The 15,114-nt window shown below is 75.1% G+C and carries 14 protein-coding genes and 1 rRNA gene; 1 reads left to right on the forward strand and 14 read right to left on the reverse strand.

Annotated features, from left to right (window positions below):
• The first annotated feature begins 83 nt into the window (after positions 1–83).
• Positions 84–887 carry a hypothetical protein gene (locus tag FU792_RS08780; RefSeq protein WP_022924124.1) on the forward strand — a complete coding sequence of 268 codons (804 nt, stop codon included), beginning with the start codon at positions 84–86 and terminating at the stop codon, positions 885–887.
• 31 nt (positions 888–918) lie between these two features.
• Here FU792_RS08780 and FU792_RS08785 read toward each other — a convergent pair whose 3' ends face one another.
• The 14 genes from FU792_RS08785 to rrf all read right to left on the reverse strand — a co-directional run bounded on the left by FU792_RS08785 (position 919) and on the right by rrf (position 15,067).
• Positions 919–1,530, reverse strand: a complete 612-nt coding sequence (locus tag FU792_RS08785; protein ID WP_149814700.1) for an NUDIX domain-containing protein — start codon at positions 1,528–1,530, stop codon at positions 919–921.
• Positions 1,527–3,227 (reverse strand): CTP synthase, encoded by a 1,701-nt coding sequence (locus FU792_RS08790; protein ID WP_022924126.1) that lies wholly within the window; start codon positions 3,225–3,227, stop codon positions 1,527–1,529. Before FU792_RS08790 ends, FU792_RS08785 begins: the two co-directional genes overlap by 4 nt.
• A gap of 114 nt (positions 3,228–3,341) precedes the next feature.
• The gene (locus FU792_RS08795; protein ID WP_202980372.1) at positions 3,342–4,541 is read right to left on the reverse strand and encodes a glycosyltransferase family 4 protein; all 1,200 of its coding nucleotides are present in this window, start codon (positions 4,539–4,541) and stop codon (positions 3,342–3,344) included.
• Complete coding sequence (locus FU792_RS08800) at positions 4,534–6,183, reverse strand: lipid II flippase MurJ (protein WP_022924128.1); 1,650 nt, start codon at positions 6,181–6,183, stop codon at positions 4,534–4,536. Before FU792_RS08800 ends, FU792_RS08795 begins: the two co-directional genes overlap by 8 nt.
• Positions 6,180–6,770 carry a hypothetical protein gene (locus tag FU792_RS08805; protein ID WP_238705963.1) on the reverse strand — a complete coding sequence of 197 codons (591 nt, stop codon included), beginning with the start codon at positions 6,768–6,770 and terminating at the stop codon, positions 6,180–6,182. Before FU792_RS08805 ends, FU792_RS08800 begins: the two co-directional genes overlap by 4 nt.
• A gap of 216 nt (positions 6,771–6,986) precedes the next feature.
• On the reverse strand, positions 6,987–8,060 hold the full coding sequence (locus FU792_RS08810; RefSeq protein ID WP_022924130.1) for a copper transporter: 1,074 nt from the start codon (positions 8,058–8,060) through the stop codon (positions 6,987–6,989).
• 2 nt (positions 8,061–8,062) lie between these two features.
• Positions 8,063–9,235, reverse strand: coding sequence for a putative cytokinetic ring protein SteA (gene steA, locus FU792_RS08815; protein ID WP_022924131.1), 1,173 nt, complete (start codon positions 9,233–9,235; stop codon positions 8,063–8,065).
• Entirely contained in the window at positions 9,232–11,010 is a 1,779-nt protein-coding gene (gene recN, locus FU792_RS08820; RefSeq protein WP_338101112.1) for a DNA repair protein RecN, read from the reverse strand. Before recN ends, steA begins: the two co-directional genes overlap by 4 nt.
• A gap of 2 nt (positions 11,011–11,012) precedes the next feature.
• Positions 11,013–11,942: an NAD kinase gene (locus tag FU792_RS08825; RefSeq protein WP_022924133.1), complete on the reverse strand. Its 930-nt coding sequence runs from the start codon at positions 11,940–11,942 to the stop codon at positions 11,013–11,015.
• A complete protein-coding gene (locus tag FU792_RS08830; protein WP_022924134.1) occupies positions 11,939–12,802 on the reverse strand; it encodes a TlyA family RNA methyltransferase in 864 nt (287 codons plus the stop codon). Before FU792_RS08830 ends, FU792_RS08825 begins: the two co-directional genes overlap by 4 nt.
• An 11-nt stretch (positions 12,803–12,813) precedes the next feature.
• The gene (locus FU792_RS08835) at positions 12,814–13,014 is read right to left on the reverse strand and encodes a hypothetical protein (RefSeq protein ID WP_022924135.1); all 201 of its coding nucleotides are present in this window, start codon (positions 13,012–13,014) and stop codon (positions 12,814–12,816) included.
• Positions 13,011–13,841, reverse strand: coding sequence for an HAD-IIA family hydrolase (locus FU792_RS08840; protein ID WP_022924136.1), 831 nt, complete (start codon positions 13,839–13,841; stop codon positions 13,011–13,013). Before FU792_RS08840 ends, FU792_RS08835 begins: the two co-directional genes overlap by 4 nt.
• 120 nt (positions 13,842–13,961) lie before the next feature.
• Entirely contained in the window at positions 13,962–14,840 is an 879-nt protein-coding gene (locus FU792_RS08845) for a tetratricopeptide repeat protein (RefSeq protein WP_238705964.1), read from the reverse strand.
• 110 nt (positions 14,841–14,950) lie between these two features.
• Positions 14,951–15,067, reverse strand: a 5S ribosomal RNA gene (gene rrf, locus FU792_RS08850).
• Positions 15,068–15,114: the final 47 nt, after the last annotated feature.

Here is a 15,114-nt window from a genome sequence, read left to right on the forward strand (position 1 = left end):
CGCCGACCGACGTCGCGACGGGATTCAGCGGCGCCGCCATAGCTCGACAGGACGCCCGCACCCTGTCGTGACAAGGTGACGGGATGTCGAGGGACGCCCGTGAGGTCGCGGAGGACGCGGAGTCGCGCATCACCCGTGCGGGGTCCGGTGGTCGCCGTCGCCTGCCTCTGAGGCCGTTGCTGAGCATCGTCGTCGTCGGGCTCTGGTCCGCGATGGTCATCGCGAGCCTCGCGGGCGGCTGGCAGCTCGTCGGTCAGTCATCGGCGGTCCGGGACGTCGCCGACGGTCGGATCACCAGCTACGCCCTCGTGGAGTCGAGGCCGGACATCTCCGGCGCGGGAGGGTGGTGGACAGACCCGCGGTCCGAACTCGTCGATGCCAACGGTTCCCAGGACAGCGATTTCGAGCTGATCTACACGCTCGCCGATGGACGGCCACGCATCGCCGTTCCTGGTCACGTGGATCCCACCCCCACGATGTGGGGCACCTGGTCGGAGCAGGAGCTGGCCTGGATCCAGCAGGAGTTCGTCGAGAGCCAGATCCCCGCAGGCACCGTGAACCTCGACCTCGGCCGGACGGAACGGGTTCACACCGTTCTCGCTCTGGTGCTGGCGGGCGGCATGCTGGCACTCGTGGTGGCGGGGCCTGTCCCCCGGCACGGGAACCGCTGGTTCTGGTTCTGGCTGATCGGCCTGCCGGGCGGGCTCGGGGTGGTGGCGTATGCCATCTGGGAACTCGGCGGGTGGCGCGACCACCGCGCCCCGCCACCGGAGCGTCGCTCGGGCGGCGGCTACGGGTTTCTTCTCCTCCTGCTCTGGGGGATGCTCGGCGTCATCGGCTGGCAGCTGCTGACCGGGCTGCTCGGCGCCACCGTCATACCCCTCTGAGCACCGCGTCGGTGTGCCCGCCCGCCGCGGCCTATTCAACCCCGCTCGAGCCGGCGCGCGAGCGCCGCACGGACAGCAGGAGCGGTCCGTTGCGCACCTGGCCTCCCAGCACCGCCGCGACGGCGTCGGAGAGCGTGACCCAGCCACACGGCATACCCGCCTCCTCGCCCTCCCGCGCGTGCCGCTCGGCCTGCGGCACGTCCGACAGACCGGTCGCGACGAAGACGTGGATCGTCTCGTCCAGGCCGCCGGGCGAGGGGGTGAAGCTGACCAGCGGCTCCCAGTGCTCGGCCCGCAGGTCCGCCTCCTCGGCGAGCTCACGCCGCGCGGCCTCCTCCGGCGGCTCGCCCTCGACGTCGAGCAGCCCGGCGGGGATCTCCCAGTCCTCGGTGCCGATCGGGTGGCGGTACTGGCGGATGACGAAGATCTCCGGCGCGCCCCGGTCCTCGCGCACGGCCAGGACGGCCACGGCGCCGGTGTGGTGGACGTACTCCCGCGTCGCGGGGCCGTCGTCCAGCTCGACCTCGTCGCGGTGGACGTTCCAGACGGCGCCCCTCATGGCGACCTCCGAGCGCCGCACCGCACGCCGGCCCGGCCGGTCGCGCAACTCGTCCGGGCCGAGCCGCGGCGCGTCGAGCGTCATGCGCCCGGCAGCTCGTGCTGGTGCTGCCGACCCTCGACCTCGACGAGCCGCTGGCTGCGCTGCGCCTCGAGCGCTGCGGCCACGAGCCCGGCGAAGAGCGGGTGCGCGTGGTCGGGCCGCGACTTGAACTCCGGGTGCGCCTGGGTCGCGACGTAGTAGGGGTGCGTCTCGCGGTCCAGCTCGACGAACTCGACGAGGGTGCCGTCCGGGGACAGGCCGCTGAAGACCAGGCCCGCCGCGGCGAGCTGCTCGCGATAGCCGTTGTTGACCTCATAGCGGTGCCGGTGCCGCTCGGTCACCTCGGTCTGGCCGTAGGCCTCGGCCACGACCGAGCCCTCGGTGAGCACCGCGGGGTAGGACCCCAGACGCATCGTGCCGCCGAGGTCACCGGCCCCCTCGACGAAGGACTTCTGCTCCTCCATCGTGGCGATCACCGGCGCCGGGCTGTCCGGGTCGAACTCGGTGGAGCTGGCGCCCTCGATCCCGGCGACGTGCCGGGCGTGCTCGATGACCATCGCCTGCAGCCCCAGGCAGATGCCCAGCGTCGGCACCTGCCGCTCCCGCGCCCACCGCAGCGCCCCGATCTTGCCCTCGATGCCGCGGACCCCGAAGCCGCCCGGCACGAGGATCGCGTCGACCCCGCCGAGCGCCTTGGCAGCCCCGGCCTCCGTGCGGCACTCGTCCGAGGCCACCCACCGGATGTCCACCTTCGCGTCGTGCCGGAAGCCGCCGGCCCGCATGGCCTCGGTGACCGAGAGGTAGGCGTCGGGCAGGTCGACGTACTTGCCGACCAGCGCGATCTGCACCCGGTGCTCCGGCTCGTGCACCCGCTCCAGCAGTGCGTCCCAGGCCGACCAGTCGACGTCCCGGAAGGGCAGGCCCAGGTGACGCACGACATACGCGTCGAGCATCTCCGAGTGCAGCACCTTGGGGATGTCGTAGATCGACGGGGCGTCGACCGCCGCCGCCACCGCGTCGGAGTCGACGTCGCACATCATCGAGATCTTGCGCTTGATGCCGGCCGGGATCTCCCGGTCGGCGCGCAGCACCAGCGCGTCCGGGGTGATGCCGACCTGGCGCAGGGCGGCGACCGAGTGCTGGGTGGGCTTGGTCTTCAGCTCGCCGCTCGGTGCGAGGTAGGGCACGAGCGAGACGTGCAGGAAGAACACGTTGCCGCGGCCGACGTCGTGCCGCACCTGGCGCGCGGCCTCGAGGAAGGGCAGCGACTCGATGTCGCCGACGGTGCCGCCGACCTCGGTGATGATGATGTCCGGGCGCTCGTCCTCGGGCCGCTCGGCGGCGGCGCGCATCCGCGCCTTGATCTCGTTGGTGATGTGCGGGATGACCTGCACCGTGTCCCCGAGGTAGTCGCCGCGGCGCTCCTTGGCGATGACGTCGTTGTAGATCTGCCCGGTGGTGACGTTGGAGCGGCCCCACAGGTCGGTGTTGAGGAAACGCTCGTAGTGGCCGATGTCGAGGTCGCACTCGGCGCCGTCCTCGGTGACGAAGACCTCGCCGTGCTGGAACGGGTTCATCGTGCCCGGGTCGACGTTGATGTAGGGGTCCAGCTTCTGCATCGTCACCCGCAGCCCCCGGCTGCGGAGCAGGAATCCCAGGCTGGAAGCCGTCAGTCCCTTCCCGAGCGAGGAGGCGACGCCTCCGGTCACAAAGATGTGCTTCGTCGTCGTCTCCGCCACGGGCTTGCAGTCTACGTGACGGCTCCGACGCCCGGCGCAGGGGTGCGCCCGCGGCGTGGCGCCGTTCCGGGCGCGCCATCTGGCCGTCGGCTGGGCGGCCGGGCCTGTGGCGGGTCACTCCCCCGTCGTGCTCCCCACGACCCGTCGGTATGCCTGCAGCACCGCGGTCAGCGCGTCCTGCTCCGTGGGCAGCCGGGCGGCGCGCTCCCGGGAGCGATCGGTCAGCGTGGTCCGGGCAGCCGGGTCCGCGAGCAGGCTGCCGACCGCGGCGGCGAGCCGGTCGGCGAGCTCGTCGCCGCCGTCCTCCCCCGGGACCAGCAGGCCCGCGCCGTCCAGCAGCGCTGCCGTCCCGCCGACGTCGGTGGCCACGACGGGAGCACCCGCGGCCAGCGCCTCCTGGAGCACGAGCGGCTGACCCTCCCAGCGAGCCGCGGAGACCACGACGTCGGCGCCGGCCAGCAGCCGGGGCACGTCGTCGCGCCGGCCCAGGAAGCGCACCTCGCCCGGTCCTGCGGCGGCCTGGGCCCGCAGCGAGGCCTCCAGCGGCCCGTCGCCGACGACCACGAGCACCGGCCGCGGCGACGGCGGTGCGCCGCGGGTGACGATCAGGTGGTGCGCGCGGATCACCGCCTCGACGCGCTTCTGCTCGGCCAGCCGTCCGGCGGTGAGGACGAGCGGGACCGCCCCGGCCAGCCCGAGCTCGGCCCGCAGCGTCCCGGCCGCTGCCTGGCGGGTCCGGTCGTCGGCCACTGCCGCGGCGCCGGACGGCACGACCGCCGCCGAGACGTCCCGCGCGCCACGTCGACGTGCCCGGTCCGCGAGGTCGTCGGACACGGTGAGCACGAGGTCGGCACGGTGGCAGACGATCCGCTCCAGGACCTCGTAGACCGCGGCGGCGCCCCGCCCGGGAGGTGGTGCGTTGTGCGAGGTGACGACGAGCGGCGGACGCGGGCTGAGGTGCCGGTGCTGGTCGGGCCCGGAGGGCAGGTTCGGGCGCGGCTGCCGCCCCAGCCCCGCGAGGGCGAGGGCCGCCCCGGCGCGCACGCCGTGGGCATGCGCGACGTCGGCACCGCGGAGGACCCGGCGCAGCGCCCGCTGGGCGGACGGGACCTGGGCCGGCCGCGTCGTGCCGACCTCGACCTCGAGGACCCGCGCCCCCGACCCGCCCATGTCGAAGGCCTCGGCGACGGACGCCGGGCAGGCCACGACCACGTCGTGCCCCTCGGTGACGAGTCCGTCGGCGAGCTGGCGCACGTGGCGGCCGACGCCGCCGGCGACGAGCGAGGTCGCGAGCAGGATGCGCACGTCACCCACCCGCCCGGGAGCCGGCGCGCCGCGCGAGGACACCGTCGCGCACGAGGGCCCAGGTCTCCCGATCGAGCAGCGCCACCGCCACGGCCACGCCCGCCATCGCCAGCACGCCTCGCACCGTTCCCCACGCCAGCGCGTCCCCCATCGTCGAGGCCTGCACCGGGAGCAGCTCGGCCAGCACCACCCCCAGGACCGCACCCGCGAGCGCCACGGCGCTCGTGCGTGCCAGCCCGGCGAGGGCCGGTCTCCCCCAGGCGCGGCGGGTGAGCACCAGCAGCGCGGCGCCGGACACCAGCATCCCGGCCGACGACGCCAGCGCCAGCAGCAGCAGGACGTCGCCGACACCCCCAGCGGCGGCCGGCCCGGCGAGCGCGATCCCTCCGGCGGCGGCCGCCAGCCAGCCGCCGCCGGCCCCGGCGGCGGCCCACCACGGCCGGTCGACGGCATACAACGACCGCGTGAGCAGGGCCACGAGCCCGAAGCCGAGCAGGCCAGGGGCCAGGCCTGCCAGCGTGGCGGGCAGCGCCTCCAGGGCCGCACGCCCCGCCCCATCGGCACCGCGGTCGAGCGCGAGGAAGACCGCACCCACCTCCGCGCGTGCGGCCACCAGCGCCGCGCCGCCGGCGAGGGCGCTCACCACGAGGGCCCGCGCGGTGCGCCGCAGCGTGCCGCGCGCCTGCTCGCGGTCTCCCGCCAGGCGGGGGAAGGCCGCGGTGGCCAGCGGCACGACGAGCACCGCGTAGGGCAGGAGGTAGACGGTCTGGGCATACGTCCACACCGGGACGGCCCCGACCCCGACGCTGTTGCCGACCACGAGCACGACGACGGTGAAGACCTGCTGCGCCCCGACGGTGAGCAGCCCGGCGACCGCCAGCGAGCCGGCGACCCGTCCCGAGCCCGCCGGGAAGCGCAGCGTCGGTCGCCACCGGACCCCGAGCCGCGAGGCGGGCAGGAGCAGCGGCAGGCTCAGCGCCGCGACCCCGAGCGTGGTGCCCAGGGCCAGGAGCACCAGACCGTCGCGCGGCAGCTCGGTGAGCGGCATCTGGGCCTCGTAGCGGGCACCGAAGACGAGGTAGGTGGCGATGACCACCGCGCTCGACACCAGCGGGGCCAGGGCGGCCGCGAAGAAGCGTCGGTGCGCCTGCAGCACGCCGGTGAGCACGATGCCGAGGCCGTAGAGGAGGACCTGCGGCGCGAAGAGCAGGAGCATCAGCCGGCCGGCAGCCCGTGCCTCCTCGGCGGAGCACGCCGCTGCCCCACCCGGGGCGTCCAGCAGGGCACCGGCGAGCGGCCCCGCGGCCAGGGCCACCAGCAGCGCCACCGGCAGCAGGACCACGACGGTCCAGCCCAGCAGCGCCGAGGCCGTCCGGTCGGCCAGGTCCTCCTCGCCGCGGTCCAGGTGCCGGGCCACCAGCGGCACGGCCACGGCGGCGAGCGCCCCGCCGGCCGCGATCTCGAAGAGGACGTTGGGGATCTGGTTGACGGTCGTGTAGACCTGGCCGACGCAGGTGCTCCCGACGCTGCTGGAGAAGGCGAACCAGCGGGCCACCCCGACCACCCGGGAGAGCAGCGTGACGACCGCGACGAGCCCGGCCGCGGCGAGGAGACCCTGCCCGCCGAGCCGGGTGCTCGGGGACGGGCTCACCGACGACCCCAGGCGTCCAGCTCCCGCAGGGCCGGGGTCGCCTCGATGACCCGGGTGAAGCTCACCCGCTCGCTCAGCAGCGTCAGGCCGGCCACGCCGGCCTGGCACGCCCACCGACCGCCGGGAGGCAGAGCCTGTGCCGCCGCCGCGCCGAGCGCCGCCCCGAGGGCGTTGGCCCCGGTGTCACCGAGCATGGTGCGGGCACGCAGGTCGTCGGGCAGCAGCGTCGCCGTGGCTCCGAGCACCGCGGCGGCAGGCGGTCGGCGGGCCAGCGGGACGGCGGCGAGCACTCCGACCTTGAGCGCCCGCCCCGGACGAAGGTCGAAGAGGTTGGCGAGGTTCGCGGCACCGGCGACGAGCCCCGCGGTCGCGACGCCCGCACCCACGCTCCGGCGCGAGGTATGCCGGTCGGTCGCCGCCGCGGCCACCGTCCCGGCGGCACCGAGCACCGCGATCTTCAGGACCCCCGTGGTCACCTCGCCCCGCCGCAGGGCCCCGAGGTGGCCGCGCAGGCCCTTGACGTCCGTCCGCCCGTCCAGGTCGTCCAGGGCCCCGGCGCCCGCGGCGAGCAGGACGGCGGCTGCCACCGGCGGATCGAGGACCACCAGGGGAGCCGCGAACCCCGACCGACAGTGCCACCCCCTCGATCAGAGTGACCTCGTCCCCGCGGTGGTTGCGCCGCAGCCATCGGCGGCCGCCGCCGGGGAGCAGACCCCGCTCGTCGGCGCGCACCACGGCGGCGCTGAGCGCGGCGGCCGTCAGGCCGACGAGAGCGCCCGAGAGCATCGTCCGAGCAGGAGGGGTCACGGGGCGGTCGTGACGGCGGGGTCCTCCGGCGCCGGCACGGGTTCGGCGGCAGGGGGCTCCTGCCCCGCGCCGGGGGCGGACGTGAGCCGGAGCGGTGGCGGTGCGGGGACCGGCGCCTGGGCACCCTCCCCCAGCCCGTAGTGCCCGGACTCCCCCTGCATCTCCCAGGCGAGGGCGAGCACGGCCGCGGCCCGCCCGCTGGCTCCCTCGAGGTCGTCGACGGTGGACACCTCGTCGCGCAGCGACCCGTCCTCGCGGATCGCGGTGACCAGGCCGTCCTGGCCACCGCCCTGCGCCAGCGCGCCCGACTCGGTCCCGGCCGCGGCGACGGCGAGCGGCAGCTCGAGCGAGGCCAGACCGGACACGAGCTCCTCGCGCAGCTCCAACCGGGGCTCGGCCCCGTCGTCGTCGGGGTCCAGCTCCTGGGCGCTCAGACCGCCGCCCAGCACGAGGACCACCTCCGGGGGACGGCGGTCGGTCACCGGCGCCTGGGCGTCCTGCCAGGTGAGCTCCAGCCAGCCCTCGTCCTCCAGGCGTTCCCCCGCAGCCAGCCAGGCCCCCACCTCGCCCTGCGCGTCGGCACCCGCCAGGGTCGCGGCCAGCACCGTCCCTGGGCCGGCGGCATCCCCGTCGTCGGCCTCCGGCAACGCCAGCCGTGACCCGAGCTCCCCGAGCACCTCGGGGTCGGTGTCGCCGCTCTCGAAGGACGGGTCCACCTCGGCCTGCAGCGCCAGGGTGCCGCCCGCGTCGGTCACCCGGTCCTCGAGCAGGGCGACGTGGTTGCGGTCCACCCCGGGCAGGAGCACGATCGCCACCCGGGTGCCGTTGAGGGTGCCGGCGACACCGCGTGGGCTCAGCAGGTCGACCGCCTCGTCCTTGGCCTCGGCCTGCTGAGACCGCACGTCGAGCTCGCTGCGCAGCTCGGTGCGCTCGGTGCGCAGCTCGGCCACCTCGTCGTCGAGCCGCTCCGAGATCCCCTCGCGCAACGGTCCGGCCCCGAGGACGATCCCGATCGCCAGCGCGATGAAGACGGCGACCAGCGACACCAGGTGGTAACGGAAGTCGACCACGTTCAGAACAACCCCTCGATCCAGGCCCAGACGTCGTCCCATCGTACGGCCAGCACGCCGAGCAGAGCCCGGCCTCCGGGAGTGACCGCGAGGGCCACGAGCAGGGCGAGCAGGCCGGCCAGGACCAGCCAGACCAGGGAGACGGTCGGGACGCGGGAGCGGTAGAGCAGGCTCACCCCCTTGGCGTCGACCAGCTTGCTCCCGACCCGCAGCCGGGTGAGGAAGGTGCTGGCCATCCCCTGCCTGCCCTTGTCCAGGAACTCGACGAGCGTGGCGTGGGTGCCCACGGCGACGATGAGCTCGGCGCCGAGCTCGTCGGCGATGAGCATCGCGATGTCCTCGCTGGTGCCCGGCGAGGGCAGCACCACCGCGTCGGTCACCCCGAGGGCCTCCACCCGCTCCAGGCCGGGGGCCCGCCCGTCGCGGTAGGCGTGCACGACGAGCTCGGCCCCGCTCGTGAGCGCGGCGTCGGAGACCGAGTCCATGTCGCCGACGACGAGGTCCGGGCGGTGCCCCATCTCCAGCAGCGCGTCCGCGCCCCCGTCGACCCCGATGAGCACGGGGCGGGCCTCGCGCAGGAAGGGGCGCAACGTCTGGAGGTCCTCCTTGTAGTGGTAGCCGCGCACGACCACCAGGGCATACCGTCCGCTGAAGTCGGTGCGCAGCGGTGGGACGCCGATGCCGTCGAGCAGCAGCTCGCGCTCGGCGCGGACGTACTCCATCGTGTTGTGCGAGAAGGCCTCGATCTGCTCGGACAGGTTGCCCCGCGCCCGCTCCCGGCGCTGCGCGACCTGCTCCCCGGTCAGACGGGTGGCCTCTGCCACGACGACGCCGTCGACCCGGACCTGGTCCCCGACGACGGTGGCGTGAGAGCCCTCGGCGAGAGCCATGACGTCGGGCCCGGCAGCGTCGAGCAGCGGTATGCCGGCGTCCAGCAGGATCTGCGGGCCCATGTTGGGGTAGGCGCCGGTCGTGGACTCCGCGGCGTTGACCACGGCCGCGGGGCGGCAGGTGACGAGCGCGTTGGCGCTCACCTGGTCCAGGTCGGCGTGGTCGATGACGGCGACGTCCCCGGCCTGGAGGCGGGCGGTCAAGCGCTTGGTCCGTGCGTCCACCCGCAGGGTTCCGGACCGCGGCGTGGCCGGGTCGGGGTCCCGGGAGCGGCGGGGGCTCACCGCGCGTCCACGGCGCCGCGCTGTTCGAGCAGCTCGCGGGCGTGCTCCAGTGCGGCTCCGGAGTCCGCGACCCCGCCCAGCATGCGGGCCAGCTCGGCCTCCCGCTCGGCACCGTCCACGACCACGACACCGCTGCGCGTGACCTGCCCGTCGGTGCTCTTGCGCACGACGAGGTGCTGGTCGGCATGGGCGGCCACCTGGCCCAGGTGCGTGACCACCACCACCTGGGCCTGCCGGGCCAGCCGGGCGAGCCGGGCCCCGAGGTCGAGGGCGGCGGCACCACCCACCCCGGCGTCCACCTCGTCGAAGACGAAGGTGGGGGCCGCCCCGGCCCCGCACACCAGCTCCAGGGCCAGCATGACCCGGGACAGCTCACCCCCGGAGGCCGCGCGGGTCACCGAGCGGGCCGGGGCGCCCGGGTTGGCCGCGAGCCGGATCTCGACGGCGTCGAGGCCGTGCCGCCAGGCCCGGACCCGGCGGCCGTCGGGGAGCTCCACGTCGGCAGCCCCGGCCTCGGTCGTGGCCTCGTCCTGCCCGTCGTCCCCGACGTCCTGGTGAGCGACGTCGACGAGCACCGTCGCCGACCCCATGGCCAGGTGCGACAGCTCCTCGGTGACCGCAGCCCCGACCCGCTCGCCCGTCTCGCGACGCAGCGCGCCGAGCTCGAGACCGGTCCGCGCGACCTCGGTGCGCAGCTGCTCCCGGCGGGTGCGCAGGTCGGCGAGGTCGTCGTCGGAGACGTCGATGGCCGCCACCTCCAGGGCCGCCTCGCGTGCGAAGTCGAGCACCTCCTGCGTCGAGGAGCCGTAGCGACGCAGCAGACCGGTCAGCTCGGCGCGCCGGGCGTGCACGGCGTCGAGCCGGCCGGGATCCACCTCCACCCCGGAGCCGTAGGCGGCCAGGTCCGGGGCCAGGTCGGTGGCGAGGTAGGCCACCTCGCGGACCCGGACCAGGAGGTCGGCGAGCTGCTCGTCGTGCTCGGCCGCCGGGGCGAGGGCGTCGGTGGCAGCGGCCAGCAGCGAGGAGACCGAGGGCACGTCGGCCGCGCCGCTGGCGGGGTCGGCGCCGACGAGCGCCTCGTGCGCCTCCTGGGCGGCGCGGCGCAGGTCCTCGGCATGGGTCAGCCGGTCGGCCTCGCCGCGCAGCGACTCGTCCTCGCCGGGCTGCGGGTCGACCTGCTCGATCTCCTCCAGCGCGCGGCGCAGCGCGCCCACCCGCAGCGAGCGCTCGGTCGAGGTGCGGCTGAGCTCCTGCAGCCGGCGGTGGCTCTCCTGCCACTCCTCCCACGCCTGGGCATACCGCTGACCGGCGGCGGCGAGCGTCGGACCTCCGGCGGCATCCAGGAGCAGCCGGTGCTGGTCGGCGTCGCGCAGCCGCCACTGGTCGGCCTGGCCGTGCACCGCCACCAGGTGCTCACCGACCTCGGTGAGCACCGAGACCGGGGCGCTGCGACCACCGACGCTGGCCCGCGACCGCCCCTCGGCCGCGACCGACCGCACCAGGATGAGCCCGTCGGTGGCGTCCCCGCCGGCCTCGACGACCCGCCGGGCCGCCGGGTGGTCCTGGGCCACGTCGACCTCGCCCTCCACGACCGCCCGCGCCGCACCGGCACGGACCATGCCTGCGTCGGCCCGGTCCCCCAGCAGCAGCCCGAGACCGCTCACGACCATCGTCTTGCCGGCGCCGGTCTCCCCCGTGATGACGTTGAGACCGGGCGCGAGCTCGAGCTCGGCCTCCTCGATGACCCCCAGCTGCTGGATACGGATGCGACGCACCGTCACGAGCGGCCCCCGTGCTGGCCGCCTGCCGGCCCACGCCACCCGGAGACGGGCAGCGCGAACTTCGCGACCAGCCGGTCGGTGAACGGCTCCGTCCCGAGCCGCGCGAGACGCACCGGGGTCGCCGAGCGCCGCACCTCGATGCGGGCACCGGGGGGCAGCTCGACGGTCCGTCGGCCGTCGCACCACATCACGCCCGTCACATGGCTGTGCGGCACGACCTCGACCGCCAGGTGCGCCTCCGGGCTGAGCACGACGGGGCGGGCGAACAGGGCGTGCGCGGAGATCGGGACGACCAGCAACGCTTCGACGTCCGGCCACACCACCGGCCCGCCGCCGGAGAAGGCATACGCGGTGGAGCCCGTCGGCGTCGCCATGACGACGCCGTCGCAGCCCCAGGTCGACAGCGGCCGGCCGTCCACCTCCACGGCGAGCTCGAGCATCCGCTCGCGGGACGACTTCTCCACGCTGGCCTCGTTGAGCGCCCAGTTGTGGCAGACGACACGGCCGTCGTGGAGGACGTCGACCTCGAGGGTCATCCGCTCCTCGACGTGGTAGTCGCGCGCGGCGATCCGCTCGATGATCGCGTCGATGTCGTCCTTCTCCGCCTCGGCGAGGAAGCCCACGCGCCCCAGATTGACCCCGAGCAGCGGCGTGCCCGCCGGTCGGGCGATCTCTGCCCCTCGCAGGATCGTGCCGTCACCGCCGAAGACCACGACGAGCTCGCACCCGGTGGCATCCACGTGCGGCGGCACCGGGCTCTTGAGCGCGACCACCTCGGTGTCGGTGACGACCTGGTGGGTGGGATCGGCCTCGGGGACGGTCTCCACCTCGATGCCGTGCTCCCCGAGCCGCTGCGCGAAGACGCCCGCGAGCTCGGGCATGTCCGAGCGGGTGGGGTGGGTGACCAGCATGATGCGCCGACTCATCCGTCCTCCTGTGCTCGGGTGCGTGCCAGGGCAGCCATCTGCGCGGGCCCGGGTCCGCACCCCATCATGCCTGGTGGAGAGGGGCAGGGCGCGGGGTGGGCGCACCGCCGGAGCCGCCACAGGAACTCCACGTTGCCCGTTCCCCCGCGCAGCGGTGAGCGCAGCAGGTCCTGCGGTGCGAGGCCGTGCTGCCGGGCGTCGGCGTCGAGGCGGAGCAGGACCTGCTCGCGCTGCTGCCACGAGCGGACCACACCGCCCCGCCCGAGCGCCTCGGCGCCGACCTCGAACTGCGGCTTCACCAGCAGCACCAGATCCCCCTCCGGTGCCGCGACGTCGGCGACGACGGGCAGGACCACGGTCAGCGAGATGAAGGACAGGTCGCCGACGATGAGGTCGAAGGGACCACCCAGGCGCGGCCGGTCGACGTCGCGCACGGAGACCCCGGACCGGTCCTCGACCCGCGGGTCGGCCGCGAGGGCGGAGGCCAGCTGGTCGTGCCCCACGTCGAGCGCAACGACCCTGCCGGCGCCGTGCTCGAGGAGGACCTGCGTGAACCCACCGGTGGAGGCGCCGACGTCCAGGCACCGGCGACCTCCCACCACCAGGTCGGGCCAGGAGTCGAGCGCGTGCGCCAGCTTGACCGCGCCGCGTCCGACCCACCCACGCCGGACCCACTCGGCCTCGGTCCCGGTGCCGTCGCCCGCGACCACGATCGCGCTGCCCTCCTGGACCGGGTGGGCCGCCCGCCGGACGGGCTGACCGTCCACCCGGACGAGCCCGTCACGCACGAGCAGCTGCGCCTGGGTGCGGCTCGGCGCCAGGCCACGTGAGACCAGCGCGCGGTCCAGGCGCACGCCCATCGACCGGGGCGTCAACCGGCCTCGGTCCCCGGCGGGGCGGCTGGAGCGGGATCGGTGAGGCGGGCCTGGAGCTCACGGTGGGCCCGTGCGAGGGCCTGCGTCGCGACCTCGTCGTCGGTGCCGTCGAGCGCCTCCTCGAGGCGCCGTAGGGCGGCGTCGACCTCGGCGTCGCCGGTGTCCGGTCGACCCTGCTGGTCCGGGTGCTCGCTCACGAGGTCCTCCAGAGGTCGGTGAGATCCATCATCGTCGCTGCCACGCGGTCCGGCCGACAGGCCGGCGGCGTCGCCTCGGCGTCGTCCCGGGTGGAGACCCCGGTGAGCACGAGCGCGCTCTGCAGCCCGGCCGCGACCGCGCCGCCGATGTCGGTCTCCAGCCGGTCGCCCACCATCAACGTCGCACCGGGCGAGGTCCCGAGACGGGACAGCGCCGTGCGGTATGCCGGGGCGTGCGGCTTGCCGACCACCAGCGGCGCCGCCCCCGTCGCGTGCGCCACCGCGGCGACCAGCGACCCGTTGCCCGGAGCCTCGCCGCGCTCGGTGGGGAGCGTCGCGTCGTCGTTGGTGGCGATCCACTCGGCACCGGCGCGGATCGCGTAGGCGGCCTCGGCCAGGTCGATCACGCCGACCTGTGGTCCGTAGCCCTGGACCACGGCCCCGATCTCCGGTGCGCGGCCGGATCCCGCGGCGTGCGCCACGTCCTGCGGGGCGAGGGTCTCGAAGCCGACGGCACCAAGGGCGTCGGCGACACCCGGGCCGCCCACGGCCAGGACGCGGCCGCCCTCCAGCAGCTCGGGACGCCGCTCCCGGAGCACCTCGGCGGCGACCTGCGAGGCGGTCATCACGTCCTCGTCCTCGGCAGTGACCCCCAGGTCCCGCAGCTGCGCAGCGACCTGCTGGGGGGTCCGCGAGGCGTTGTTGGTCATGTAGAGGACGCGCACGCCCGCGGCCCGGGCGTCGGCCAGCGCCTCGACCGCACCCTCGCACGGCTCGTGCGCCCGGTAGACGACCCCGTCGAGGTCGCAGAGCATCCCCTCGATCACGAGCCGGTCGTCCCGTGCGTCGCCGTCGGGCGATCGTCCGCAGCCTGCTCGGACGCACCCGGCTCTGCGGCGGCCGGTGCCGACCCACCCGCACGGGCAGCGTCGGCGGACTCGCCACCGTCACGCCGGGCCGGCTGCGTCGACGGTCTCCTCGCCGCCATCGTCGACCTCCTCGTCGCCGAGGTCGACGACCCAGCTCTCCTCCCCCCGCCCGAGCAGCTCGGCGGCGTCGGTCTCACCCAGCGCGTCCACCTCGGCGGCACGGGCATACCACTCCAGCGCCTGCTCCTCGCGCCCGTCGGCCTCCAGGGCTGCGGCGTAGGCGTAGCGCAGCCGCGCCGCCCAGGGTTGCTTCGGGGTGCTTCGCTTCGCGGGCTCCTCCAGCAGCAGCACCGCGGCGGCGTGCTGCCCGAGATCGGCCCGGGCGCCGGCCACGACGATCACCAGCTCCACCTGCTCGGCAGGTCCCAGCTGCGCCGCCTCCGGCGAGGCCGCCAGCTCCAGCGCCCGCTCCGGGCGACCCAGCCCACGCTCGACATCGGCGAGCAGCGGCAGCAGGTGCTGCGACCCGCTCAACCGGCGCGCCGTCCGGAGCTCGGCCAGCGCCTTGGACCACTCACCACGGCGGTAGTGGACCACGCCGAGCGCCTCGCGCACGCCCGCGATGCGCCCCGCCCGACGGGCCGCGGCCTCGGCGTGCGCCAGCGCCCGGTCGAGATCTTCGGCGTCGAGCATCCGGCCCACCATGACCAGGTGGCCACCCACTCCCTCGGCGTTCTCCTTGCTCAGCGTCCGCAGCTCGGAGCGCAGGCTACGATCCAGCCCTCCCGCGTCGGCGTCCTCGGGCAGCGGCGGCTCGGGGACCCGCGGCGGACGGCGGTTGTCGCGTTCGTCCCGTCCGACGTCGTCACGGGAGCCACCCCGGCCACGGACGGGAGCCCCCCTGCCGCGGTCCCGGTCCGAGCCGCCTCGACCCGCACGCCGGCGATCGTCGTTCACGTCCAGTCCTCTCGGTCAGCTGGTGTCCGGACCAGTGTCGCAGGTCTCCAGCGACGTCCGAACATACGAAAGGGCCCACCTTGGGGGGTGGGCCCTTTCGTTGAGTGGTGGTCCGGCGGTGTCCTACTCTCCCACACTGTTTCCAGTGCAGTACCATCGGCGCTGTCAGGCTTAGCTTCCGGGTTCGGAATGTGACCGGGCGTTTCCCTGACGCTATGACCGCCGTAACAATGTCGACCTCGTGGTCAACCACGTGCTGGGTGGTTGCGGGTCG

The organism is Serinicoccus marinus DSM 15273 (genome assembly GCF_008386315.1).
GTDB lineage: Bacteria > Actinomycetota > Actinomycetes > Actinomycetales > Dermatophilaceae > Ornithinicoccus > Ornithinicoccus marinus.